Here is a 25531-nt window from a genome sequence, read left to right as displayed (position 1 = left end):
ATCAGGCGCCTGCGCTGCCCATCGCGGCGAGCTGGCGCCGCGCACGCGCCGTCGCGCGCTCGAGCAGGTAGGCGTTCTCGTAGGCGCGCAGGCGCCCGGTCTCGCACAGCCGCAGCAGCATGCGCTGGGTCAGCGAGATGGTCTGCTTGTGGCGTCCGCCGTGGTGGAAGACGAAGAACGTGCGTCCGGCGCTGACGTGCACCAGCCGAACCTTCTGCCAGGCGTCGCCGGCGTGCATGCGGTAGGCGAAGCCGACCTGCACGTGTTCGGCGAGCGCGCGGCCCTCGGTGGGTTCGACCGGCTCGGACGGTGTGGGCAGGCCGCCGATCGCGGTGTCGGCGCTGGTGACCGGGGCGTCCTCGCCGACGACGATGTCGATGTGGCCGCTCCAGTCGACCTGGCTCTCGTCGACGAGGCCGATGCGCGCGGCCTCCTCGGCGCTGAAGCTGGGCTCGGCGATGACCTCGTCGAGCACCGGCAGGCTGGCCGGCGCGGCGCGCAGCGCCTCGCGCGACGGCAGCGGGCGCTGCAGGGCGCCGTCGACCTCGCGGGCGAGCAGGTTGAAGTCCAGCGGCCGAACCGGCTGCGCCTTCAGCGACTCGGCGTGCGCCGGCAGCAGGCGGCCGAAGAACTCGCGCCGCGAGGCCTCCGGCCAGCCGATCAGGTCCAGGCCTTCGCCCAGGTCCTTCATCAGCCTGGGCAGCTCGGCCAGGAAGCTCTTGCGCTGCGCCGACGAGGTCTTGGGCTGCACGCTCATGAAGAGCTCGCGGCCGACCTGGCGCAGGTGGCGCACCTTGTCGGCCTCCGCGCCGTGGCGCTCGCTCGCGGCGACGACGACCTGGCTCCAGACCTGGCTGATGAAGTCGCGCAGGAACTCCGGCGCCGACAGGCCCTTGAGCTCGCCGTGCAGCTGCTGCGCGTAGAGCTGGCGCAGCCGCAGCTCGTCTTCCTTGGCGGCCAGCAGCTCGGCGGCGTCGCCTTGTTCGCGCACCTCGTCGCGGCCCTGCTCGGCGACGAAGGCCTCCAGCGCGGCGAGCTTGCTCTGGTAGACCTCGAGCTGGTCGAAGTCACCCTGCACGACCTCGTCGACGAGTTCGCGGATGCGGGCCAGCACGCGCTGGGCGCCGTCGCCGCCGATGTCGTCGAAGCCTGCGCCCAGCGAGGCGATGCGGTTGACGAAGCGGCGCACCGGATGGCGGCGCGACGAGAAGAAGCTCGGGTCGCCGAGCGCCGCGCGCAGCACCGGCAGCTGCAGGCGCGCGATCTGGCGCGCGACCTGCGGCGGCACCTTCGGGTCCGACAGGATCTGGTCGAACAGGCTGCCGATGACGTCGATGACCATCAGGTCCAGCGAGCCGCCGGCAGCCTGGCGAAGCTCGTCGCGATGGGCGTGGATCAGGTTGGGCAGCGCCGGGCCGGAGCCGGCGTCGGCCACATCGGCCATCGCCGCAGCCTCGGCGAAGGTGATGCGGCGCATCAGCGCCATCATCGCCGGATCGACGTCACCCAGCGGCGTGCCGCGTCCGCCGGCTTGCCCCGAGCGCGTGCTCGGGCCGAAGCTGCTGCCGCTGCCGCGGCGGCTGCCCCAGCGGCTGTCCACCTCCGGGCCCAGCGCCGCGCGTTCGGACTCGCCGCCGCGCTCGGACGCGCCGAAGCCGGTGCTCGGCGCACCGCTGCGCGACTCGGTGTTGCGCACCGTCAGCCCGGCGGGCTGCACGCCGGCGCGGCGCAGGTCGGCGACGATCTCGGCATAGGTGGCGCGCAGCAGCGTGCCCAGCGAGCGCGCCATCTCCTTGGCGAGCGCGTCGCGCACCTCGGGGCGATCGGAGACGGTCTCGACGGCCTGGTACATCGCGTGTCCCACGACCTCGGGGCGCAGCGGGTTGCGCTCGCGCTCGGCGCGCACCCCGCCCAGCAGTGCGCCGACGTAGGCGCCGAGCTCGCGCAGCTCCCATTCGCAGGCGTGCGCGGCCTCCAGGCCGAAACGCTCCGCGGCGACCTCGATCTCGAGTTCACGGTCCTCGACGAGGCGCAGCGACTCCCAGCTCGGGCTCTGCGTCGAGTCCTCGCCGGCGCGCGGCGCAACCTCGCGCAGCACGCGCCGGTCGAACTCCTCGTTGAAGGCGAGCGCGAAGACGGCGGACTTGCGGTTGAGCTCGAACTGCGCACCCAGCAGCCCGTCGCGCTGGAAGGCGTTGTTCGACGCGAGCGCGGCCAGACCCAGGCTCTCGATGGTGCGTTCGGTGGCCTGACGCGCCGCCAGCTTGATGCGCTGGACGGCGGCCTCGAGTGCGGCGGGCAGGCGATGGACGGGGTGCGGATTCATGCGGACGACAGCCCCCCGAGTATGCGGCAACTGCCGCCCGCTCCTGCCGGTTTACTTGCGTGCGAGCGCGTCGCGGATCTCGCGCAGCAGCAGCACGTCTTCGGGCGTGGGCGCGGGCGCCGGCGGCGGGGGCGGCGGGGCGTTGCGCTTGATGCGGTTGATCTGCTTGACCATCACGAAGATGATGAAGGCGAGGATCACGAAGTTCACCGACACGGTGATGAAGCTGCCGTACGCGAAGACCGCGCCGCCCTTCTTGGCCTCGGCCAGCGTGGTGGCCGCCTGCCCCGCCAGCGGGATGAAGTAGTTGCTGAAGTCCAGCCCGCCGAATATCTTGCCCACGAGCGGCATGATGACGTCACCCACGAGGGACTCGACGATCTTCCCGAAGGCGCCGCCGATGATCACGCCGACGGCGAGATCGACGACGTTGCCCTTGGTGGCGAACTCCTTGAATTCCGATGCGAAGCTCATCTGAGCCCCTCCTGATGATCGTTGGATGGATGTCGGCGCCCGGGGCGCTCGAGCGTGCCGAGAGGCGCCGATGACGGTAGGACCGAGCCCGGGCATCGTCAAGCACGCCGGTGGGCGGCCGATGCCCCTTCGGCGTCGGCTAGAATCACGGGTTGACCCGAATCCACCCTCCCGAGCAACACCCGAGGACATCCATGAGTGACGCTGCCGTCGACCAAGGACGACGCACCTGGATCGCCATCACCTGCGGCGCTGGTGCCGTTGGTGGCGCGGCGGTCGCCGTTCCGTTCGTCAGCACTTTTGCGCCTTCCGAACGGGCCCGCGCCGCCGGCGCTCCCGTCGAAGTCGACATCAGCAAGCTGGCACCCGGTGAGCGCATGACCGTCGAATGGCGCGGCAAGCCGGTCTGGATCCTGCGCCGCACGCCCGACCAGATCGAGCAGCTGAAGTCGCTCGACGGCCAGCTTGCCGATCCGAACTCCGAGCGCACCGCCTACCCGATCCCCGAGTACGCGAAGAACACCGGGCGCTCGATCAAGCCGGAGTACTTCGTCGCGATCGGCATCTGCACCCACCTGGGCTGCTCGCCGAGCGGCCTGGCCAAGGGCAGCGGAAGCTCCAGCGTGCCCGCCGACTGGCCGGGCGGCTTCCTGTGCCCCTGCCACGGCTCGACCTTCGACCTGGCCGGCCGCGTCTACAAGAACAAGCCCGCGCCGGACAACCTCGAGGTTCCGCCGCACATGTACCTGTCCGACACCGTTCTGCTGATCGGTGAGGACAAGAAGGCCTGACGCCGCAAACCACGAAGTCCGAGGTCAATTCGATGGCTGAATTCAAGCAAGCGCGGCCGGGTGCACCGATGGCCGAGCAGTTCATGACATGGGTGGACAACCGGTTTCCGGCCACCAAGCTCTTCAAGGAGCACATGTCGGAGTACTACGCTCCGAAGAACTTCAACGTCTGGTACTTCTTCGGTTCGCTGGCGATGCTGGTCCTCGTGATCCAGATCGTCACCGGCATCTTCCTCGTGATGCACTACAAGCCCGACGCCGCGCTCGCGTTCGCGTCGGTCGAGTACATCATGCGCGACGTGCCCTGGGGCTGGCTGGTGCGCTACATGCACTCCACCGGAGCCTCGGCGTTCTTCATCGTCGTGTACCTGCACATGTTCCGCGGGATGATCTACGGCAGCTACCGCAAGCCGCGCGAGCTGGTGTGGGTCTTCGGCTGCGCGATCTTCCTCGCGCTGATGGCCGAAGCCTTCATGGGCTACCTGCTGCCGTGGGGCCAGATGAGCTACTGGGGCGCCCAGGTCATCATCAACCTGTTCGCCGCGATCCCCTTCGTCGGCAACGACCTGTCGCTGCTGATCCGCGGTGACTTCGTCGTCGGCGACGCGACGCTCAACCGCTTCTTCAGCTTCCACGTCATCGCGGTGCCGCTGGTGCTGCTGGGTCTGGTGGTCGCGCACATCATCGCGCTGCACGAAGTGGGTTCGAACAACCCCGACGGCATCGAGATCAAGGCCAAGACCGACGACAAGGGCATCCCGCTGGACGGCATCCCGTTCCACCCGTACTACTCGGTGCACGACATCTTCGGCGTGGCGGTGTTCCTGATCATCTACAGCGCGGTGCTGTTCTTCGCGCCCGAAGGCGGCGGCTACTTCCTGGAGTTCAACAACTTCATCCCGGCCGACCCGCTGAAGACGCCGGCGCACATCGCCCCGGTGTGGTACTTCACGCCGTTCTACTCGATGCTGCGCGCGGTGACCGACGACATGGTCACGGTGCTGGTGGTCCTGGTGGCGGCAGCCGGCGTGCTGGGCTTCCTGAAGGGCGGTTTCAAGGGCCCGTGGAAGTTCGCCCCGCTGATCGGCGCGGTCGCGCTGGTCGTGCTGCTGAAGGTCTTCGACGCCAAGTTCTGGGGCGTCGTCGTGATGGGCGTCGCGGTGCTGATCCTGTTCTTCCTGCCCTGGCTGGACCGCAGCCCGGTGAAGTCGATCCGCTACCGTCCGACCTGGCACAAGGCCGTCTACGCGGTGTTCGTCGTCAACTTCGTGGTGCTGGGCTACTACGGCATCCAGCCGCCGTCGACCGCCGGCACGATCATCTCGATGGTCGGCACGCTGTTCTACATGGGCTTCTTCCTGCTGATGCCCTGGTGGAGCCGCATCGGCGAGTTCAAGCCGGTGCCCGAGCGCGTGACGTTCCGCGCCCATTGAGCCGACGAGAGCGGAGTCCTAGACACCATGAAGAAACTGATCCTCTCCCTGCTCGCCTGCCTGGCCTTCGTCGGCGCGGCTCACGCCTCGTCGGCCGGCCCGGCCTGGGACAAGTTCCCGGCCGAGCGCCTGAATGACCAGGCGGCGCTGCAGCGTGGCGCCAAGACCTTCGTCAACTACTGCCTGAACTGCCATTCGGCGTCGTTCATGCGGTACAACCGCCTGCGCGACATCGGTCTGAGCGAGCAGCAGATCCGCGAGAACCTGATCCTCACCGGAGTGAAGGTCGGCGACCTGATGACCTCGGCCATCGACGCGCGCGACGCCAAGGAATGGTTCGGCGCCATGCCGCCGGACCTGACGCTGGTGGCGCGCTCGCGTGCCGACGGCTCCAAGGGCAGCGGCGCCGATTACCTCTACACCTACCTGCGCGGCTTCTACCGCGACGACAGCCGTCCCACCGGCTGGAACAACATCGTCTTCCCGGCCGTCGGCATGCCGCACGCGATGTGGGAGATGCAGGGCACGCAGCACGCGGTGTTCGAGGAAGAGAAGGACGCGCACGACCCGACCAAGGTCACGCAGGTGTTCAAGGGCTTCGAGATCGAGACCCCGGGCACGATGTCCAAGGCCGAGTACGACGGCACCGTCGCCGACCTCGTCGCCTTCATGACCTGGATGGCCGAACCCGTGCGCTCCACCCGCACGCAGCTGGGCATCGGCGTGCTGATCTTCCTGGCCATCTTCACCGTGATCGCCTGGCGCCTGAACGCGGTGTACTGGAAGGACATCAAGTAGGTGTCCGCCACGCCCGGCGGTGGGCCGGGCCATGGAGCGCAGTGGCAGCCCGCGGGCGACCACTGCGTTCGCTTCTTTTGACGCGGGGCCTGTCCTTGGCCCCCACTGACGATTGAGGGCCCCACGCCATGATGGTGCTTTACTCCGGAACGACCTGCCCCTACTCGCACCGCTGCCGCTTCGTGCTGTTCGAGAAGGGCATGGATTTCGAGATCCGCGACGTCGACCTCTTCGCCAAGCCCGAAGACATCGCGATGATGAACCCGTACAACGAGGTTCCCATCCTCGTCGAACGCGATCTCATCCTGTACGAGTCGCACATCATCAACGAGTACATCGACGAGCGTTTCCCGCATCCGCAGCTGATGCCGGGCGACCCGGTGGCGCGTGCGCGCGTGCGGCTGTTCCTCTTCAACTTCGAGAAGGAACTGTTCGCCCACGTCAACCTGCTCGAGAGCCGCGGCGTCAAGGCGACCGACAAGCAGCTGGAGAAGGCACGTTCGCAGATCCGCGACCGCCTGACGCAGCTCGCGCCGATCTTCCTGAAGAACAAGTACATGCTCGGCGACGACTTCTCGATGCTCGACGTCGCCATCGCTCCGCTGCTGTGGCGCCTGGACTACTACGGCATCGACCTGTCCAAGAACGCCGTGCCGCTGCTGAAGTACGCCGAACGCATCTTCTCGCGTCCGGCCTACATCGAGGCGCTGACGCCCTCGGAAAAGGTGATGCGCAAGTAAGCCGACAGGGCCTCGAGCGATGAGCGCGACCAGCGACAACCAGGGTTCCTCCACCCGCCCGTACCTGCTGCGGGCGCTGCACGACTGGTGCACCGACAACGGCTTCACGCCGTATCTGGCGGTCTACGTCGACGCCAGCGTGCAGGTGCCGATGGAGTACGTGAAGAACCACGAGATCGTGCTCAACGTCGGCTTCGAGGCCACGTCCGGGCTCAAGCTCGGCAACGAGTTCATCGAGTTCAAGGCCCGCTTCGGCGGCGTGCCGCGCGAAATCGTCGTGCCGGTCGACCACGTCGTGGCGATCTACGCTCGCGAGAACGGCCAGGGCATGGCCTTCCCGGCGCCTGCCGATGCCGCTGCGGTGCCGCCAGCCGAAGCGACGCGTGCGCCGACGCCCTTGCGTTCGGGGCTGCGCCTGGCCTCGGAGGCCGGCGAGCCGCCGGCTCCCGCGGAGGCCGCGCCCGAGCTGCCGCCGGAGGATCCGCCCGAGCCCGGCGGGCCCGGCGGTCGTCCCTCGCTCAAGCGGATCAAGTAGGCGCTCCTACAATCCCCAGCTCGCGCCGGCTTAGCTCAGTTGGTAGAGCACCCGCCTTGTAAGCGGAAGGTCGTCAGTTCGACTCTGACAGCCGGCACCAGCCACCCGGCGCCCGCGCCTCAGCGGCGGATGCCGGGCTCGGGTGGCAGCACCCGTACCTTGATGGCCACCGGCGCCCAGCCGGCGTCGCGCAGCCGGGTGTCCAGGCGCGGCAGCAGCTGCCGCAGCTTGGCCGCCGCGGCGCCGTGCGCGGCCAGCAGCGTCCAGCCTTCCTCGTCCAGCGGCCCGGGCCGCACCGCGGTGCGCAGTCCGCCGGCCAGCAGCGGCGCGATCACGTCGTAGCGTTCACGCGACTCGCGCACGCGCTGCAGCAGCGCCGCCAGCGGCGCGTGACCGCTCAGCGCGTCGCTGAATGCGAGCGTGCCGGCCAGGGGTGAACGGGGAGCCATCGGCGACAGTCTACCGATGGCCGCCCGGACACGGGGCCGCAGATCCCGCGCCATGCCCGGGTGCTAAACTCGTCGGCTTCGTGCCCGTGCGCCAGCGCGACGCCCGAGCGCCGCCGAGCGAACCGCCCGCTCCTCGCCGCCGCCAGGCTTTGCGAGGCTCGCACCGTGCGGCTCGCCTGAGCCCGCCCGGCCCGCAGCGCCGGCACCGCATCACACCTCGAGCGCGGACCTCATGTTTCCCAAGATCCTGACCCAGATTTTCGGCAGCCGCAACGAACGCCTGCTGAAGGGCTACCGGCGCACGGTCGAGAAGATCAACGCGCTGGAGTCGCAGCTGCAGACGCTCGACGACGCCGCGCTGCGCGCCAAGACCGACGAGTTCCGCCAGCGCCTAGCCCAGGGCACCGCGCTCGACGACCTGCTGCCCGAAGCCTTCGCCGTCGTGCGCGAGGCCGGCAAGCGCGTGCTGAAGATGCGCCACTTCGACGTCCAGCTGATCGGCGGGATGGCGCTGCACGAAGGCAAGATCGCCGAAATGCGCACCGGCGAAGGCAAGACGCTGGTGGCGACGCTGCCGGTGTACCTGAACGCGCTGCCGGGCAAGGGCGTGCACGTGGTCACCGTCAACGACTACCTCGCACGCCGCGACGCCGAGTGGATGGGCCGGCTCTACGGCTTCCTGGGCCTGACGGTCGGCGTCAACGTGCCGGGGCTGTCGCGCGAGGAGAAGCAGGCCGCGTTCGCCGCCGACGTCACCTACGGCACGAACAACGAGTTCGGCTTCGACTACCTGCGCGACAACATGGTCTACGACGTGCGCGAGCGCGTCGCGCGCGGCCTGAACTACGCCATCGTCGACGAGGTCGACTCGATCCTCATCGACGAGGCGCGCACGCCGCTGATCATCAGCGGCCAGGCCGAGGACCACACCGAGCTGTACGTCAGCGTCAACGCGGTGATCCCGAAGCTGAAGAAGCAGATCGGCGAGGCCGACCCGCGCACCGGCGAAGGCGTCATCGAGCCCGGCGACTTCACCGTCGACGAGAAGGCGCACCAGGTCTTCCTGACCGAAGCCGGCCACGAGAAGGCCGAGCAGATCCTCGGCGAGGCCGGCCTGCTGGCGCCCGGCGCCAGCCTGTACGACCCGGCCAACATCGCGCTGATGCACCACGTGTACGCGGCGCTGCGCGCGCACCAGCTCTACAACCGTGACCAGCACTACGTCGTGCAGAACGACGAGGTCGTCATCGTCGACGAGTTCACCGGCCGCCTGATGACGGGCCGGCGCTGGAGCGACGGCCTGCACCAGGCCGTGGAAGCCAAGGAAGGCGTCCGGATCCAGAGCGAGAACCAGACGATGGCCTCGGTCACGTTCCAGAACTACTTCCGCATGTACGGCAAGCTGTCGGGCATGACGGGCACGGCCGACACCGAAGCCTACGAGTTCCAGGAGATCTACGGCCTGGAGACGGTGGTCATCCCGCCGAACAAGCCGACGATCCGCCAGGACGAGAACGACCTGATCTACAAGACGGCCAAGGAGCGCTACGACGCCGTCATCGCCGACATCCGCGAGTGCTACGAACGCGGCCAGCCGGTGCTCGTCGGCACCACGTCGATCGAGAACTCCGAGCTGATCTCCGATCTGCTGAAGAAGGCGGACCTGCCGCACCAGGTGCTCAACGCCAAGCAGCACGCCAAGGAAGCCGAGATCGTGGCCCAGGCCGGCCGGCCGAAGATGGTGACGATCGCCACCAACATGGCCGGCCGCGGCACCGACATCGTGCTCGGCGGCAACGTCGAGAAGCAGATCCAGTTCCTCGAAGCCGACCCGGCGCTGTCCGACGACGAGAAGAAGGCCCGCGCCCGGCAGCTGACCGACGAGTGGCAAGGCCTGCACGACCAGGTCAAGTCGCTGGGCGGGCTGCGCATCGTCGCCACCGAGCGCCACGAGAGCCGGCGCATCGACAACCAGCTGCGCGGCCGCTCGGGCCGCCAGGGCGACCCGGGCTCCAGCCGCTTCTACCTGAGCCTGGACGACCCGCTGATGCGCATCTTCGCCGGCGACCGCGTGCGCGCGGTGATGGACCGGCTGAAGATGCCCGAGGGCGAGGCCATCGAGGCCGGCATCGTCAACCGCTCGATCGAGGGCGCGCAGCGCAAGGTCGAGGCGCGCAACTTCGACATCCGCAAGCAGCTGCTCGAGTACGACGACGTCTCCAACGACCAGCGCAAGGTCATCTACCAGCAGCGCAACGAGATCCTCGAGTCGGCCTCGCTGGACCAGCAGATCGCCAACCTGCGCCGCGCGACGATGCAGGACGTCGCGCGCACCTACGTGCCGGCCGAGAGCCTGGAAGAGCAGTGGGACCTCGACGCCCTGGAGCGCGTGCTGCGCGACGAGTGGCAGCTGGAGCTGCCGCTCAAGAGCATCGTCGAGGGCAGCGAGAGCATCACCGACGACGAGATCGTCGAGAAGGTCGTCGCCGCCGCCGATGCGATGTTCCAGGCCAAGGTCGACCTGGTCGGGGCCGAGCAGTTCACGCCGTTCATGCGCATGGTGCTGCTGCAGGCGATGGACTCGCACTGGCGCGAGCACCTGGCCGCGCTGGACTACCTGCGCCAGGGCATCCACCTGCGCGGCTACGCGCAGAAGAACCCGAAGCAGGAGTACAAGCGCGAGGCTTTCGAGCTCTTCAGCCAGCTGCTCGACGTCGTGAAGATGGAAGTCACGCGCGTGCTGATGACGGTGCGCATCCAGTCGCGCGACCAGGCCAGCGAAGCCGCCGAGGCGCTCGAGGAGCAGGCCAGCCAGGTCAGCAACGTGACCTACACCCACCCCAACGAGGACGGCAGCGTCTCGCAGGAGGCCGACGCCGCGACGGCGGTGGCCGAGGTGCCGCGTGTCGGCCGCAACGACCCCTGCCCCTGCGGCAGCGGCAGGAAGTACAAGAACTGCCACGGCAAGCTGGCCTGAAGTCCGGCATCGCCGCAACGACGACGGGGCCCCGCGGGGCCCCGTTTCAATTTCCGGCCGGCATGAAGAAGGGGCCCCGCAGGGCCCCTTCGGCGATCGCCGTGCCGCTTACTGCGGGCGGGCGATCGTGATCACCGGCGAGGTCCAGGTTTCCCAGTCGCTGGCCACGCTTTCGTCGCCCAGCGCCTTGAGCACCGAGATCTTCACGACGTAGCGGCCGTTGGGCACCGTCTTCCAGGCCTTGGGGTTCTCGCCCTTGCCGCGGAAGGTCGTGCCGTCCCAGGCGTAGGCGAAGAAGCCGGTCGGCGTGGAGCTGCGCGTGACGTACTCCTCCATGCTGACGCGGTTCCACGACTTGCCGGTGTCGGCGTCGTAGGCCTCGAACAGCACCTTGCGCGACAGGTGGTCGTAGTGCACGAGGAAGTACGGGACGTTCCCGTCGGCCATCGTGTAGGTCGCGCCGCCCGGCTGGTTGGTGTAGCTGCCGGAGGCGAGCGTGGCCAGCCAGGGGAACCCGTTGGCCGTCGGCGTCAGCACCACGGTCGACTGGTAGTCGCCCTTGAAGCCGGCGTAGGGCACGCGCAGCGCCGCGGTGCCGTTGGTCGGCGTCAGCACGACGTAGCCGCCGTACAGGCCGCGGTCGACCAGCGATGCGTTCGCGGTGATCGTCACCGAGAACTTGGCCGTGCCGCGCGCGGGCACCGTCAGCGTCGACTGGCTGAAGCTCACCGTGGCCGGAGCGTCGTAGACGCCGCTGATGTTGTACGAGCTGCCCGTGGTCGTGTTCGGGCCTGCGGCCAGCGACGCGACATGGCTGATCGTGTAGGTCACCGGCGCGCCGGAGCGGTTGGTGACGGTCAGCGTCTTCAGCGAGCTGCCGGCTGCGCTCTCGCCCAGCGCCAGCTGGCTCGGCGACACCGTGGCGGTGTTCTGGATCACGCCGACGATGTCGAGCATGCCCGAGCCCTGGCGGAACGCGAAGTCGAGCAGGCCCAACCCGGCGTTGCCCGACCAGTTCTTCGGATCGGCCGTGTTGTAGATGCGGTCGGCCACCTGACCCGGCTTGAGCCTGGGGTTGGACTCCAGGATCAGCGCGACGCCGCCGGCGACGTGCGGCGCGGCCATCGAGGTGCCCGACAGCGTGGCCGTGCCGCCCTGCTCGAGCGGGTAGCTCGACAGGATCGCGCCGCCCGGCGCGCCGACGTTCGGCTTGAAGCCGAGTTCGGCATCCAGCCCATAGGAGCTGAAGCCCGAGACCAGGCCGCCGGTGCCGTACGGGTAGGAGACGTAGGTGCCCGACCAGCTCAGGCTCGTCGGCCCGGCGGCGATCGCGGCGTCGAGCGCTGCGCCCTGTTCCTGCGTGATCGCGACCACCGGGATCGTCACCGCCGGCGTGCCGGCCACCGTCGGCGACAGCGCGCCCGCCGCGTTGTTGTAGAGCACCACGGCGGCCGCACCGCCGACCTGAGCGTTGTAGGCCTTCTGGTAGAACGAGCAGCTGCCGCGGCGGATCAGCACCGCCTTGCCGGCCAGACTGCCGGCGGCCGGCGCGACGCAGGCGTCGTCGGCGGTGCTCGTGGTGCCGGTCTTGGTCATCTCCAGCGAGCCGCTGGTCGGTGCCACCGGCGAGCCGGTGGCCGGCGTGAAGCCGTAAGGCGTGCCGCCGACCGTGAACGACAGCTGCGCGTTGTCGAACGACGCGACGCTGATCGCCTTGTCCGCGACGCCCGGTGCGCCGGTGGCGAACAGCGCGTCCGGCGACGAACCGCCGGGGCCGTTGTTGCCGGCCGAGGCGACGACGATGACGCCCTTGGCGACCAGCTTGTTGGATGCCTTGGCAGTCGGGTACTCGGGCCACTGGCGTGCGGCGCCCAGGCTCATGTTGATGACCTGCATGCCGTCCTCGTAGGCACGCTCCAGTGCCGCGAGGATGATGTCCGACGAGGTCGTGCCGGTGCAGCCGAAGACGCGGTACGCGCCCAGCGAGGTCTTGGGTGCGACGCCGATCACGCCCCCGCCGTTGCCGCCGACGATGCCGGCGACGTGCGTGCCGTGGCCGCCGCAGTCGTCGGGGTTGTCGTCGGGAACCGGGTTCAGCGCGTCGCCGCTGCCGCTGCTGTTGTAGGCGTCACCGACGAAGTCGTAGCCGGTGACCACGCGTGCGGTCGGGAACGAGGTCGACCCGTTCGTGCCGCTGCCGCCGAAGGCCGGGTGGTCGATGTCGATGCCGGTGTCGATGATGCCGACCTTGACACCCGCGCCGCTGAGGCCCAGCTGTTGCTGGGCCACCGAGGCACCGGTCATCGTGATCGCCGCAGCGAGTTCAGGCGAGGCCGCGGCGCCCTTGGCGGGCTCGGGTGCGGCGACGTTGAGCACCGGGTAGATCGCCTTCACGCCCGGCAGCGCGGCCAGCTTGGCGCGGTCGCGCTGGTCGACCTTGACGACGAAGCCGTTGAACAGCTTGTCGAAGCTGCGGCGCTCGGTGACGCGCAGCTTGGCGTTCTTGATCGCCGTGCGCAGCGAGGCTTTCTCGGCGCGCACCGAGGCCAGCGTGTTGCCGTCGGCCACGGCCTTGCCGTCGAGTTCGACGAACCACAGCGTCCCGGACTCGGCGGTGGATGCCGGGACCGTGCGCTGCGCGGCCTGCGCCGGTGCGCCCGCGAGCGCGGCTGCCGCGGCGATCGCGGTCAGCATCGGCACGAGGTGATGCTTTCTCATGGGGTCATTCACTCCTGTGCGGGCGCCGTCGTTCGGCGCCTCGGTGGCGGCCATGGGATGCGTGCGAAAGCGACCGTCGCGGCGCGCGCCGCGGGGCAGCTGTCGGAGGCGTTCCGGGGGGCAGGCTGCCGGTCCGCCCCCCGAGGTGCGAACGATTATGGGTAGCGCCAACCGGCCCGGGCAGGGGCATTTCACCCTGCTGCAATCCCCATCCCGCGACTGCGGGGGCGGGTTCCACCGGGGTTCCCCGCGGCGGCGCAGCGGCGCACCGCGCGGGGGCAGGGTCGCACCGGATGCGCTCCTAGAATCGGCGCTCCATCCGCCTTGCCGTTGCGCTGCCGCCATGCCCGTGAACCTCGCCGCTCCCGTCCCCGAGTCCCTGCTGCCGGTCGCCGGCGTGCGCCTGGGCGTCACGATGGCCGGGATCCGCAAGGCCGGCCGGCGCGACCTCGTCGTCTTCGAGCTGGCCGAAGGCTCGGCGGTGGCCGGTGTCTTCACGCAGAACCGCTTCTGCGCCGCGCCGGTCCAGGTCTGCCGCGAGCACCTGGCCGCCGGCGAGGGCATCCGCGCGATCGTCGTCAACACCGGCAACGCCAACGCCGGTACCGGTGCCGACGGCCTGGCGCGCGCGCGCCGCAGCTGCGACGCGCTGGCCGCGGTGGCCGGCGTCGCGCCGCGCCAGGTGCTGCCGTTTTCCACCGGCGTCATCATGGAGACGCTGCCGGTCGAACGCATCGAAGCCGGCCTGCCGGCCGCCTGGGCCGCGCTGCGCGCCGACGGCTGGGCCGAGGCCGCCGAAGGCATCATGACCACCGACACGCTGCCCAAGGCGGCGTCGCGCCAGCTGCAGATCGGCGGCCGCACGGTCACCGTCACCGGCATCGCCAAGGGCGCCGGCATGATCCGCCCGAACATGGCGACGATGCTGGGTTTCGTCGCCACCGACGCCGCCGTCGATGCGGCGCTGCTGCAGCCGCTGCTGCGCGAGGCCGCCGACCTGAGCTTCAACCGCATCACGATCGACGGCGACACGTCGACGAACGACTCCTTCGTGCTGATCGCCACCGGCCAGGCCGGCCACGCGCCGATCACCACGCTGGACTCGGCCGAAGGCCGCGCGCTGCGCGAGGCGGTCGTCTCGGTGTCGCAGCACCTGGCGCAGGCCATCGTGCGCGACGGCGAGGGTGCGACCAAGTTCATCACCGTCACCGTGCAGGGCGGCCGCGACGAGGCCGAGTGTCGCGCCGCGGCCTATGCGGTGGCGCATTCGCCGCTGGTCAAGACGGCGTTCTTCGCCAGCGACCCCAATCTCGGCCGCATCCTGGCGGCCGTCGGCTACGCCGGCATCGCCGATCTCGACCAGGGCCTGATCGACCTCTTCCTCGACGACGTTCACGTCGTGCGCGAGGGCGGCCGCCACCCCGGGTACCGCGAGGAGGACGGCCAGCGCGTGATGAAGCAGGCCGAAATCACGGTGCGTGTCGACCTGCACCGCGGCGCCGCGGCGGCGACGGTCTGGACCTGCGACTTGTCGCACGACTACGTCAGCATCAACGCCGACTACCGCTCCTGATCCCTTCTGCGGCGGTCGTGCCGCCGCAGAAGGGCTGCTAGGATCGCTGCCCCTTTACCCCGACGGCCGGCCGGTGCTCACCGCCCGAGCAGCCGTCGACAGGCCGGCGCTGCGTGCGCCGGCCGCGGGCCGCCGGTCGAGTCGTCCTGGTGCCGCCCGTGTTTCGCGGCTCAGCCCGCACCGACGACCGGAGACCTGCACGATGACCCGCGCGCTGCTCGCCCGCCTGCGCGCCGCCCTGACGCTGCCGCCGGGCGACCTGCTTCGAAACGCCACCTACCGCCGGCTGTGGAGCTCGATCCTGATCAGCTCGCTCGGCGGCCAGGTGACCATGCTTGCGCTGCCGCTGACCGCGGCGGTGCTGCTGCACGCCACGCCGACCCAGATGGGCCTGCTGACGGCGATGGAGATCGCGCCCTTCGTGCTGTTCTCGCTGCCGGCCGGCGTCTGGCTGGACCGCGTGCGCAAGCTGCCGGTCTACATCGCCGGCGAACTGCTGATCGGCGTGGCGGTGGCCAGCGTGCCGCTGGCCTGGGCGATGGGCTGGCTGGCGATGCCCTGGCTGTACGCGGTCGGTTTCTTCATCGGCTGCATCTTCACGGTGGCCGGCACGGCGTCGCAGATCGTGCTGACCCAGGTCGTCGAACGCGACCGGCTGGTCGAGGCGCACGCCAAGAACGCGCTCGCCACCTCGGGCTCCGACGTCGCCGGGCCGGGTTTCGCGGGCCTGCTGATCAAGCTCTTCGGCGCGCCGCTGGCGCTGCTGGTCGACGCGGTGCTGGTCATCGTCTCGGCGGCCATCCTGCGCGGCATCCACGTCGACGAGCGCCGCACGCCGCGCCCCGACGCAGGTTTCGGCCGCGAGCTTGCCGAGGGGCTGCGTTTCGTCGCCGAGCACAAGCTGCTGGTCGCGCTGGCCATCGCCGTCGGCACCTGGCAGCTGTGCCAGAACGCCGCGCAGGTGGTGCAGATCCTGTTCGCGACGCGCACGCTGGGGCTGTCCGAACACGCGGTGGGCCTGTGCTACATCGCGCTCGGCGCGGGCACGGTGACGGCCAGCGTCTGGGGCAACCGCATCAGCCGGCGCATCGGCCCGGGGCCGAGCATGGTGCTGGGCTTCGCCGTCTGCGGCAGCGGCTGGCTGCTGCTGGCCGCCGCGCCGCTCGGGCCCTGGGGCGTGGCCGCGTTCGCGGCGACGCTGGCGCTCTACGGCGCCGGCGCGGTGCTGGCCTTCATCAACTTCCTCGCGCTGCGCCAGGCGGTGACGCCCGAGCCGATGCTGGGCCGCATGACGAGCACGATGCGCTGGCTGATCCTGCTGCCGGCCGGCCCCGGCGCGCTGATCGGCGGCTGGCTGGGCGAACACCACGGCCTGCGTTCGGCGCTGGCGTTCGCCGGCGGCGTGTCGATGCTGCTCGTCGTCGCCGCGTGGTGGCATCCGGTGATCCGCGGGGTGCGCTCGCTGCCGAGCGCAGCCAAGCCGGTGACGGCCGGCGGCGCCTGATTCAGTCGATGACGCGCGCCGCGTCGGGCGAGAAGCGGTCGACGGCGTCGGTGATCAGCCCGGCGACCCCCGCGGCCAGCAGGCGCCGCGCCTCGGGCGGGTCGTTGACGGTGTAGCAGAGCACGCGCAGGCCGTCGGCGCGCGCGCGTTCGACCAGCGCCGCGTCGACCGTCATGTAGTTCGGGATGATCGCGACGCAGCCCAGTTCCAGCGCCGCCTCGTACCAGCCGTCCCAGAACTCGTCGACCAGCAGCGCGCGCGGCAGCTCCGGCGCCACGTCGCGCGCGCCGGCCAGCGCCTCGGCCTTGAATGAACTGAGCAGCGGCGGCACCGCCTGGGCAGCCCACAGGCGGCGGCAGTGCTCGGCGACGACCTGGCCGGTGCGCCGCGCGGTGCCGGGTGTCGGCTTGATCTCCAGGTCGAGATGGAAGCCGTTGCGCAGCAGCCAGGTGGCCAGCGACTCCAGGCTCGGTGGCGGTTCGCCCGCGTAGGCGCGCGAGTGCCAGCCGCCGGCGTCCAGCCGCGACAGTTCGCTCCAGGGGCGCTCGCCGGCGACGCCGCGCTCGGGCGTCGTGCGCTCCAGCGTCGCGTCATGCATCAGGAAGGGCACGCCGTCGGCGCTGAGCTTCACGTCGCATTCGAAGGCACGGTAGCCGTAGGACGCGCCGAGGCGGAAGGCCGCCAGCGTGTTCTCCGGCGCCAGCTTGCCGGCGCCGCGGTGGGCCAGCCACAGCGGGTAGGGCCAGTCCTGCATCACGCCACCCGCTTGCCGCTGGCGGCGTCGAACCAGTTCAGGTGCTGCGCGCGCACGACCAGGCCGACGGTGTCGCCGATGGCCGGCGGCACGAGCGTGCCGTCGATGCGCAGCGTGAACGCGGCTTCGCCGACGCGGCCGTAGACCAGGCGTTCGGCACCCAGCATCTCCAGCATCTCGACCTTCAGCGGCCAGCCGCCTTCGCCCAGCGTCGCGTGCTCGGGGCGCACGCCCAGCGTCAGCGCGCCGTCGCGCGGCGCCGCGGCGGGCAGGGCGATCGTCGCGCCGCCGAGCTCGAAGCGGCCGCCTGCGGCCTGGCCCGGCAGCAGGTTCATCGGCGGCGAGCCGATGAAGCCGGCGACGAAGGTCGAGGCCGGGCGGCCGTAGACGTCCTCGGGCGTGCCGATCTGCTCGATGCGCCCGGCGTTCATGACGATCAGCCGCTGGCCGAGCGTCATCGCCTCGACCTGGTCGTGGGTGACGAACAGCGAGGTGACGCCCAGCTCGCGGTGCAGCTTCTGGATCTCCAGCCGGGTCTGGGCCCGCAGCTTGGCGTCGAGGTTGGACAGCGGCTCGTCGAACAGGAACACCGCCGGCTGGCGCACGATGGCGCGCCCCATCGCGACCCGCTGGCGCTGGCCGCCGGAGAGTTCACGCGGGCGGCGCTGCAGCAGCGTGCCGAGCTCCAGGATCTTCGCCGCCTTCTGCACGCGGCGCTCGATCTCGTCCTTGGGCACCTTCGCGATCTTCAGGCCGTAGGCCATGTTGTCGTAGACCGTCATGTGCGGGTACAGCGCGTAGTTCTGGAAGACCATCGCGATGTCGCGCTGCGCCGGTTCGAGCTGGTTGACGACGCGCCCGCCGATGTCGATCTCGCCGCCGGAGATGTCTTCCAGCCCCGCGACCATGCGCAGCAGCGTGCTCTTGCCGCAGCCCGAGGGCCCGACGATGACGATGAACTCGCCGTCGGCGATCTCGGCGTCGACGCCGTGGATCGCCTTGAAGCTGCGCGCGCCGGCGCCGTAGGTCTTCTCGACCTGTCTGAGGGATATCGAACCCATGTGTCTGTCGTTCTGGAGTCAGGCTGCGGCCGGCGTCATTTCTCGGAGTCGGTCAAACCTTTGACGAACCACTTCTGCATCAGGATGACCACCGCCGCCGGCGGCAGCATCGCCAGGATCGCGGTGGCCATCACCGCGTTCCACTCGGTGTAGGCGTCGCCGCCGGAGATCATGCTCTTGATGCCGAGCACGACCGGGTACATGTCCTCGCTGGTCGTGATCAGCAGCGGCCACAGGTACTGGTTCCAGCCGTAGATGAACTGGATGACGAAGAGCGCCGCGATCGAGGTGCTCGACAGCGGCAGCAGCACGTCCTTGAAGAAGCGCATCGGCCCGGCGCCGTCGATGCGCGCGGCCTCCACCAGCTCGTCGGGCACCGTCAGGAAGAACTGGCGGAACAGGAAGGTCGCGGTCGCCGAGGCGATCAGCGGCACCGTCAGCCCGGCGTAGGTGTTGAGCATGCCGAGGTTGGAGACGACCTCGTAGGTCGGGCCGATGCGCACTTCGACCGGCAGCATCAGCGTCACGAAGATCATCCAGAAGACGATGCCGCGGCCGGGGAAGCGGAAGTAGACGACGGCGAAGGCCGACAGCAGCGAGATGACGATCTTGCCGATGGCGATGACCAGCGCCATCACCAGGCTGACCTCGAGCATCGGCAGCACCGGCGCGATCCTGCCGCCGTAGCCGCTCTGGCCGCCGAACAGCGCCAGCTTGTAGCTCTCGAGCATGTTGTCGCCGGGCAGCAGCGACATCGGCACGTTCTGCACGATCTGCTCGGCGGTCTGCGTGCTGGCGATGAAGGTGACGTAGACCGGGAAGGCGACGATCAGCACCCCCAGCACCAGCACCAGGTGCGACAGCAGCGTCGCGACGGGGCGGTTCTCGACCATCAGTAGTTGACCCGTTTTTCGACGTAGCGGAACTGGATCACCGTCAGCGCGACGACGATGACCATCAGCACCACGCTCTGCGCGGCCGAGCCGCCCAGATCCAGCGCCTTGAAGCCGTCGTAGTAGACGCGGTAGACGAGAATCGCCGTGTCCTTGCCCGGGCCGCCGTGCGTGGCGGCGTCGACGATCGCGAAGGTGTCGAAGAAGGCGTAGACGATGTTGATGACCAGCAGGAAGAAGCTGGTCGGCGTCAGCAGCGGGAACTGCACCGTCCAGAAGCGCCGCCAGGGGCCGGCACCGTCGATCGCGGCGGCCTCGATCAGCGACTTCGGGATCGACTGCAGCCCGGCCAGGAAGAACAGGAAGTTGTAGGACACCTGCTTCCAGACCGCGGCCATCACGATCAGCGCCATCGCGTCGTCGCTGTCGAGCAGGTGGTTCCAGTCGACGCCGGCCTCGCGCAGCCAGTAGCTGACGATGCCGATCGACGGCGCGAACATGAACAGCCACAGCACCCCGGCCAGCGCCGGCGCCACCGCGTAGGGCCAGATCAGCAGCGTGCGGTAGAAGCGTGCGCCGCGCACGACGCGGTCGGCCATCACCGCCAGCACCAGCGACACCGAGATGCCGACGACGGCCACCAGCGTCGAGAACACCGCGGTGGTCTTGAACGACTGCAGGTAGCTCTCGTCGTCGATCAGGCGGCGGAAGTTCTCCAGCCCGACGTACTCGACGCTGGTGCCGAACGCGTCCTGCTGCAGCAGGCTGTAGTGCAGCGCCTGGGCCGCAGGCCAGAAGAAGAAGACGAGGATGACCGCCATCTGCGGTGCGATCAGCACCCAGGGCAGCCACGCGTTCTTGAAGCGGACTCTTTTTTCTGCAGCCAACGCTGGCTTCCCGTCACGACGACGGCGGGCGCCCGCCAGGGGAACGCCCGCCGCCCAGAGCGCCCCGCAGGGCGCGAAACAAAGACCGCGAGCCTAACAGGCCCGCGCGTCGCGTCCACCCGGCAACGGATGCGCGGGTGTCGCGTCGGCACTCACGACCGGTTGGCCTTCTCGAAGCGCTGCAGTTGCTCGTCGCCGCGCTTCTTGGCGGCTTCCAGCGCTTCCTTGGCGCTCTTCTTGCCGCCCCAGACCTGCTCCATCTCCTCGTCGACGATGGTGCGGATCTGCACGAAGTTGCCCAGGCGCACGCCGCGCGACTTGTCGGTGACCTTGCGGATCATCTGCGTCACGGCGACGTCGGTGCCCGGGTTCTCCTTGTAGAAGCCGGACTTCTCGGTCAGCTCGTAAGCCGCGGTCGTGATCGGCAGGTAGCCGGTGCGCTGGTGGCTGGCGGCCTGCACCTTCGGGTCCGAGATGTACTGGAAGAACTGCGCCACGCCCTTGTACTCGGCCGGCTTCTTGCCGCTCATCACCCACAGGCTGGCGCCGCCGATGACGGTGTTCTGCGGCGCGCCCTGGACGTCGGGGTAGTAGGGCAGGGCGCCGATGCCACCGGTGAACTTGGCGTTGCGCTTGACGTTGCCGTACAGGCCCGAGGAGCCGGTCATCATCGCGCACTCGCCCGAGACGAAGGTGGCGTCGGCCGCGTTGCCGCGGCCCTTGTAGACGAACAGGCCCTGCTTGGCCATGTTGGCCAGGTTCTCGATGTGGCGCACGTGCAGCGGCGTCGTGAACGCCAGGCGCGTGTCCAGGCCGCCGAAGCCGTTGCGCTTGGTCGAGTACTCGACGTTGTGCCAGGCCGAGAAGCTCTCCAGCTGCGTCCAGCTGACCCAGCTCGTCGTGAACGGGCACTTGTGGCCGCTGGCCTTGAGCTTGGCGGCGGCCAGCGCCACTTCCGGCCAGGTGGTCGGCGGCTTGTTCGGGTCCAGGCCGGCGGCCTTGAAGGCGTCCTTGTTGTAGTGGAAGACGGTGGTCGAGCTGTTGAACGGCAGGCTCATCATCTGGCCGTTCGGCGCCGTGTAGTAGCCGGCCACGGCGCTGATGTAGCGCGTCGGGTCGAACTTGACGCCGGCTTCGTTCATCAGCGTGGCCACCGGCTTCACCGCGCCCTTGCTGGCCATCATCGTCGCGGTGCCGACTTCGAAGACCTGCAGGACGTGCGGCGCGTTGCCGGCGCGGAAGGCGGCGATCGCGGCGGTCATCGACTCGTCGTAGCTGCCCTTGAACACCGGCACGACCTTGTAGTCCTTCTGCTGGGCATTGAAGTCCTTGGCCAGGTCGTTGACCCATTCACCCAGGGCGCCGCCCATCGAGTGCCACCGCTGGATCTCGACCTGGGCCTGCGCGGGCACGGCAAACAGCGCCGCCACCGCGGCGGCGGCGGCGAACATCGGCTTCTTGATCATGAAAGAGGGCTCCTGCAGCGAGAGTTGTACGTACGCGAAAGGATGCGTGCGTTTTGTGACAGTTCCCGGTTCTGTCACGCGCCGCCCGGCGCGGGCACCCGGGTTTACCCGCTGGCACACAAGACCCGGCTGCGGTCTCGATGCTGCACTGCGGTAGGATGCGAGGTTCGCCATGAACGCGCCGCAAGCCTTTGCCACACCTCAAGTCCCGGCCGATGTCGCCTCTCGTGGCGCCGCGGACCGTGGCGACGACGCACCCGCTCGGCTGCGCGAGATCCCGTACAACTACACCTCGTTCTCGGACCGCGAGATCGTGCGCCGCCTGCTCGGCGCGCGTGCCTGGGAGCTGCTGGACCGGCTGCGCCAGGAGCGCCGCACCGGCCGCTCCGCGAGGATGCTCTACGAGGTGCTGGGCGACATCTGGGTCGTCCAGCGCAACCCGTACCTCGAGGACGACCTTCTCGACAACCCGAAGCGCCTGCGCCTGCTGACCGACGCGCTGGAGCACCGGCTGCGCGAGATCGAGCGCCGCCGCCAGCCCGACGACGCCGAGCGTGACGCCCATGTCGGCGAGCTGCTGGACGCCGCGCGCGCCGCGGTCGCGCGCTTCTCCGATCGCTTCGAGGAGGTGCGCGCGCTGCGCCAGCGCACGCGGCGCGTGCTCGGCCGCGTGACGGCCCAGGACAACATCAAGTTCGACGGCCTGTCGCGCGTGGCCCATGTCACCGACGCCACCGACTGGCGCGTCGAGTACCCCTTCGTCGTGCTGACGCCCGACACCGAGGCCGAGATGGCCTTGCTGGTCAAGGGCTGCATCGAGCTGGGCCTGACGATCATCCCGCGTGGCGGCGGCACCGGCTACACCGGCGGTGCCGTGCCGCTGGCCTGGAACAGCGCGGTCATCAACACCGAGAAGCTCGAGGCGATGACCGAGGTCGAGCACGTGACGCTGCCGGGGCTGGACGCGCCGGTGGCCACGATCTGGACCGAAGCCGGCGTCGTCACGCAGCGCGTGGCCGACGCCGCCGAACGTGCCGACCACGTCTTCGCCGTCGACCCGACCTCGGCCGAGGCCTCGTGCATCGGCGGCAACATCGCGATGAACGCCGGCGGCAAGAAGGCGGTGCTGTGGGGCACGGCGCTGGACAACCTGGCGTCCTGGCGCATGGTCACGCCCGACGCCAAGTGGCTGGAGGTGGTGCGCGTCGGCCACAACCTCGGCAAGATCCACGACGCCGAGACCGCGGTCTTCGAGCTGCGCACCTACGACACCAGCGGCCGCACGCTGGAGCACACCGAGCGCCTGGAGATCCCGGGCCGCGTGTTCCGCAAGGAAGGCCTGGGCAAGGACGTCACCGACAAGTTCCTCGCCGGACTGCCCGGCGTCCAGAAGGAAGGCTGCGACGGCCTGATCACCAGCGCGCGCTGGGTCGTGCACCGCATGCCGGCGCACACGCGCACGGTCTGCCTGGAGTTCTTCGGCAACCCGAAGGAGGCGGTGCCCTCGATCGTCGAGATCAAGGACTACCTCTTCGCCGAAGCGAAGAAGCCCGGTGGCGCGATCCTCGCCGGTCTGGAGCACCTGGACGACCGTTATCTGAAGGCCGTCGGCTACGCGACCAAGAGCAAACGTGCGCTCAAGGGCAAGGGCCTGCCGAAGATGGTGCTGATCGGCGACATCGTCGGCGACGATGAGGACGCTGTCGCACGTGCCACCAGCGAGGTCGTGCGCATCGCCAACAGCCGCAGCGGCGAGGGTTTCGTCGCCGTCAGCGCCGACGCGCGCAAGAAGTTCTGGCTCGACCGCAAGCGCACCGCGGCGATCGCGCGCCACACCAACGCCTTCAAAGTCAACGAGGACGTCGTCATCCCGTTGCCGCGCATGGGCGAGTACACCGAGGGCATCGAGCGCATCAACGTCGAGCTCTCGCTGCGCAACAAGCTGGCGCTGGTCGAGCGTCTGAAGGCCTTCTTCTCCGAAGGCCCGCTGCCGATCGGCCCCGGCGGGGAAGCCGGCGAGATCCCCAGCGCAGAGATCCTTGAGGACCGCGCCGCCGAGGCGCTGACCCTGCTGTCCGAGGTCGGCGTGCTGTGGCGCTTCTGGCTCGAGAACCTGGACGTCGTGCAGGCCGACAGCGGCCGCTCGGTGTTCTCGCTGCTGCAGGACGACACGCTGCGTGCGTCGTGGAAGCGGCAGGTCCTCAAGCCGCTGCAGGCCGTGTTCGCCGGCGGCGCCTTCGCGCCCATCCTCGACGCCTGCCGGGCGATCCACAAGGAGGTGCTGCGCGGGCGCGTGTGGGTGGCGCTGCACATGCATGCCGGCGACGGCAACGTGCACACCAACATCCCCGTCAACAGCGACAACTACGAGATGCTGCAGACGGCGCACGAGGCCGTCGCCCGCATCATGGCGCTGGCGCGCCGGCTGGGCGGCGTCATCAGCGGCGAGCACGGCATCGGCATCACCAAGCTGGAGTTCCTGACCGACGAGGAGCTGGCGTCGTTCGCCGCCTACAAGGCCAAGGTCGACCCCGAGGGGCGCTTCAACAAGGGCAAGCTGATGCGCGGCGGCGTCGCCGGCGCGATGGCCGCCGACCTGAGCGACGCCTACACGCCGAGCTTCGGCCTGATGGGCCACGAGTCGCTGATCATGCAGCAGAGCGACATCGGCGCGATCAGCGAGAGCATCAAGGACTGCCTGCGCTGCGGCAAGTGCAAGCCGGTGTGCTCGACGCACGTGCCGCGCGCCAACCTGCTGTACAGCCCGCGCAACAAGATCCTCGCCACCTCGCTGCTCGTCGAGGCCTTCCTCTACGAGGAGCAGACGCGCCGCGGCGTCAGCCTGCGCCACTGGGAGGAGTTCGAGGACGTCTCCGAGCACTGCACCGTCTGCCACAAGTGCCTGACGCCGTGCCCGGTGAAGATCGACTTCGGCGACGTGTCGATGAACATGCGCAACCTGCTGCGCAAGATGGGGCAGAAGAGCTTCCGTCCGGGCAGCGCGGTGGCGATGACCTTCCTGAACGCCACCAGCCCGCGCACGATCAAGGTGATGCGCGGCGCGATGGTCGGCGTCGGCTTCAAGGCCCAGCGCCTGGCCAACGACCTGCTCAAGCCCGTCGTGCGCCGCCAGACCGCCGCGCCGCCGGCGACGCTGGGCCCGGCGCCGGTGAAGGAGCAGGTGCTGCACTTCATCAACAAGAAGCTGCCCGGCGGGCTGCCGACGAAGACCGCGCGTGCGCTGCTGGACATCGAGGACCGCGATTACGTCCCGATCATCCGCGACCCGCAGGCGACGAGCTCCGAGACCGAGGCCGTCTTCTACTTCCCCGGCTGCGGCAGCGAACGATTGTTCAGCCAGGTCGGCCTGGCGACGCAGGCCATGCTCTGGCACGCCGGCGTGCAGACCGTGCTGCCGCCGGGCTATCTGTGCTGCGGCTATCCGCAGCGTGGCAGCGGCCAGTTCGACAAGGCCGAGAAGCTCATCACCGACAACCGGGTGCTGTTCCACCGCGTGGCCAACACGCTGAACTACCTGGACATCAAGACGGTGGTCGTGTCCTGCGGCACCTGCTTCGACCAGTTGCAGGGCTACAAGTTCGAGGACATCTTCCCCGGCTGCCGCATCGTCGACATCCACGAGTACCTGCTCGACAAGGGCATCACGCTGCCCGCGGGCGGCGAGGGTGCCTTCCTGTACCACGACCCCTGCCACACGCCGATGAAGCAGCAGGACCCGATGAAGACCGTCAAGGCGCTCGTCGGCCCCAACGTCGTGAAGAGCGAGCGCTGCTGCGGCGAGAGCGGCACGCTGGGCGTGACGCGCCCGGACATCAGCACCCAGGTGCGCTTCCGCAAGGAAGAAGAGATCCGCAAGGCCGAGGCCGCGCTGCGCGCCTCCGGCGCGGTGCCCGCGGGCGCCGGCGTGAAGATCCTCACCAGCTGCCCGAGCTGCCTGCAGGGCTTGAAGCGCTACCAGGACGACCTGTCCTCCGGCCTGCTCGAAGCCGACTACATCGTCGTCGAGATGGCGCGCCGCCTGCTCGGCGAGAGCTGGCTCGAGGATTACGTGCGCCGCGCGAATTCGGGCGGCATCGAGCGCGTACTCGTGTAACGCCTCATTGCATTTCGATTCAATTCGCCCGGATGCGC

General features: G+C 69.4%; 18 protein-coding genes and 1 tRNA gene. 10 read left to right on the top strand and 9 right to left on the bottom strand.

Translation table 11 applies throughout. The features are described 5' to 3' along the window. Position 1: 1 nt before the first annotated feature. Together EV684_RS15915 and mscL are read right to left on the bottom strand one after the other, a co-directional pair. Positions 2-2326 carry a DUF1631 family protein gene (locus EV684_RS15915; RefSeq protein WP_132648272.1) on the bottom strand — a complete coding sequence of 775 codons (2325 nt, stop codon included), beginning with the start codon at positions 2324-2326 and terminating at the stop codon, positions 2-4. 51 nt (positions 2327-2377) lie between these two features. Continuing rightward, complete coding sequence (gene mscL / locus EV684_RS15910; protein ID WP_132648271.1) at positions 2378-2800, bottom strand: large conductance mechanosensitive channel protein MscL; 423 nt, start codon at positions 2798-2800, stop codon at positions 2378-2380. Positions 2801-2994: 194 nt separating this feature from the next. Here mscL and petA point away from each other — a divergent pair, with 194 nt between their 5' ends. The 6 genes from petA to EV684_RS15880 all read left to right on the top strand — a co-directional run bounded on the left by petA (position 2995) and on the right by EV684_RS15880 (position 7197). Further along, positions 2995-3591: a ubiquinol-cytochrome c reductase iron-sulfur subunit gene (petA, locus tag EV684_RS15905; protein ID WP_132648270.1), complete on the top strand. Its 597-nt coding sequence runs from the start codon at positions 2995-2997 to the stop codon at positions 3589-3591. A 32-nt stretch (positions 3592-3623) separates the two neighbouring features. Beyond that, entirely contained in the window at positions 3624-5024 is a 1401-nt protein-coding gene (locus EV684_RS15900) for a cytochrome b (RefSeq protein ID WP_132648269.1), read from the top strand. 27 nt (positions 5025-5051) lie between these two features. Next, positions 5052-5822, top strand: coding sequence for a cytochrome c1 (locus EV684_RS15895; RefSeq protein ID WP_132648268.1), 771 nt, complete (start codon positions 5052-5054; stop codon positions 5820-5822). A 128-nt stretch (positions 5823-5950) separates the two neighbouring features. After that, positions 5951-6562: a glutathione S-transferase N-terminal domain-containing protein gene (locus tag EV684_RS15890; protein ID WP_132648267.1), complete on the top strand. Its 612-nt coding sequence runs from the start codon at positions 5951-5953 to the stop codon at positions 6560-6562. A gap of 19 nt (positions 6563-6581) precedes the next feature. Next, positions 6582-7097, top strand: a complete 516-nt coding sequence (locus EV684_RS15885; protein ID WP_132648266.1) for a ClpXP protease specificity-enhancing factor — start codon at positions 6582-6584, stop codon at positions 7095-7097. A gap of 24 nt (positions 7098-7121) precedes the next feature. After that, positions 7122-7197, top strand: a tRNA-Thr gene (locus tag EV684_RS15880). 19 nt (positions 7198-7216) lie between these two features. On the opposite strand, the gene EV684_RS15875 is transcribed toward EV684_RS15880, so the two are convergent. Next, on the bottom strand, positions 7217-7546 hold the full coding sequence (locus EV684_RS15875) for a hypothetical protein (RefSeq protein WP_132648265.1): 330 nt from the start codon (positions 7544-7546) through the stop codon (positions 7217-7219). A 232-nt stretch (positions 7547-7778) separates the two neighbouring features. Between EV684_RS15875 and secA the strand changes: the two genes are divergently transcribed. Further along, positions 7779-10523: a preprotein translocase subunit SecA gene (secA, locus tag EV684_RS15870; RefSeq protein ID WP_132648264.1), complete on the top strand. Its 2745-nt coding sequence runs from the start codon at positions 7779-7781 to the stop codon at positions 10521-10523. A gap of 108 nt (positions 10524-10631) precedes the next feature. Here the strand turns inward: secA and EV684_RS24555 are convergent, their stop codons facing one another. Then, a complete protein-coding gene (locus tag EV684_RS24555; RefSeq protein ID WP_132648263.1) occupies positions 10632-13241 on the bottom strand; it encodes a S8 family serine peptidase in 2610 nt (869 codons plus the stop codon). A 343-nt stretch (positions 13242-13584) separates the two neighbouring features. Between EV684_RS24555 and argJ the strand changes: the two genes are divergently transcribed. Both argJ and EV684_RS15855 read left to right on the top strand, forming a co-directional pair. Beyond that, positions 13585-14814, top strand: a complete 1230-nt coding sequence (gene argJ / locus EV684_RS15860; protein ID WP_132648262.1) for a bifunctional glutamate N-acetyltransferase/amino-acid acetyltransferase ArgJ — start codon at positions 13585-13587, stop codon at positions 14812-14814. A gap of 202 nt (positions 14815-15016) precedes the next feature. Further along, positions 15017-16318 carry an MFS transporter gene (locus EV684_RS15855; protein ID WP_132648261.1) on the top strand — a complete coding sequence of 434 codons (1302 nt, stop codon included), beginning with the start codon at positions 15017-15019 and terminating at the stop codon, positions 16316-16318. Position 16319: 1 nt separating this feature from the next. Here the strand turns inward: EV684_RS15855 and ugpQ are convergent, their stop codons facing one another. The 5 genes from ugpQ to ugpB all read right to left on the bottom strand — a co-directional run bounded on the left by ugpQ (position 16320) and on the right by ugpB (position 21379). Beyond that, positions 16320-17072 (bottom strand): glycerophosphodiester phosphodiesterase, encoded by a 753-nt coding sequence (gene ugpQ, locus EV684_RS15850; protein ID WP_132648260.1) that lies wholly within the window; start codon positions 17070-17072, stop codon positions 16320-16322. Next, positions 17072-18133, bottom strand: coding sequence for a sn-glycerol-3-phosphate import ATP-binding protein UgpC (locus EV684_RS15845; protein WP_132648259.1), 1062 nt, complete (start codon positions 18131-18133; stop codon positions 17072-17074). The genes ugpQ and EV684_RS15845 overlap by 1 nt, the downstream gene beginning before the upstream one ends. A gap of 35 nt (positions 18134-18168) precedes the next feature. Beyond that, positions 18169-19026, bottom strand: coding sequence for a sn-glycerol-3-phosphate ABC transporter permease UgpE (gene ugpE / locus EV684_RS15840; RefSeq protein ID WP_132648258.1), 858 nt, complete (start codon positions 19024-19026; stop codon positions 18169-18171). Then, positions 19026-19847 carry a sn-glycerol-3-phosphate ABC transporter permease UgpA gene (ugpA, locus tag EV684_RS15835; protein ID WP_242478515.1) on the bottom strand — a complete coding sequence of 274 codons (822 nt, stop codon included), beginning with the start codon at positions 19845-19847 and terminating at the stop codon, positions 19026-19028. The genes ugpE and ugpA overlap by 1 nt, the downstream gene beginning before the upstream one ends. A 218-nt stretch (positions 19848-20065) precedes the next feature. Continuing rightward, positions 20066-21379 (bottom strand): sn-glycerol-3-phosphate ABC transporter substrate-binding protein UgpB, encoded by a 1314-nt coding sequence (ugpB, locus tag EV684_RS15830; RefSeq protein ID WP_200222335.1) that lies wholly within the window; start codon positions 21377-21379, stop codon positions 20066-20068. 172 nt (positions 21380-21551) lie between these two features. Here ugpB and EV684_RS15825 point away from each other — a divergent pair, with 172 nt between their 5' ends. Next, positions 21552-25493 (top strand): DUF3683 domain-containing protein, encoded by a 3942-nt coding sequence (locus EV684_RS15825; protein WP_200222334.1) that lies wholly within the window; start codon positions 21552-21554, stop codon positions 25491-25493. Positions 25494-25531 lie beyond the last annotated feature (38 nt).

The organism is Rubrivivax gelatinosus (assembly GCF_004340905.1).
Classification (GTDB): domain Bacteria; phylum Pseudomonadota; class Gammaproteobacteria; order Burkholderiales; family Burkholderiaceae_C; genus Rubrivivax; species Rubrivivax gelatinosus.
The sequence above is the reverse complement of the archived record's forward strand: the minus strand, read 5'-3'. Positions and strand labels throughout refer to the sequence as shown.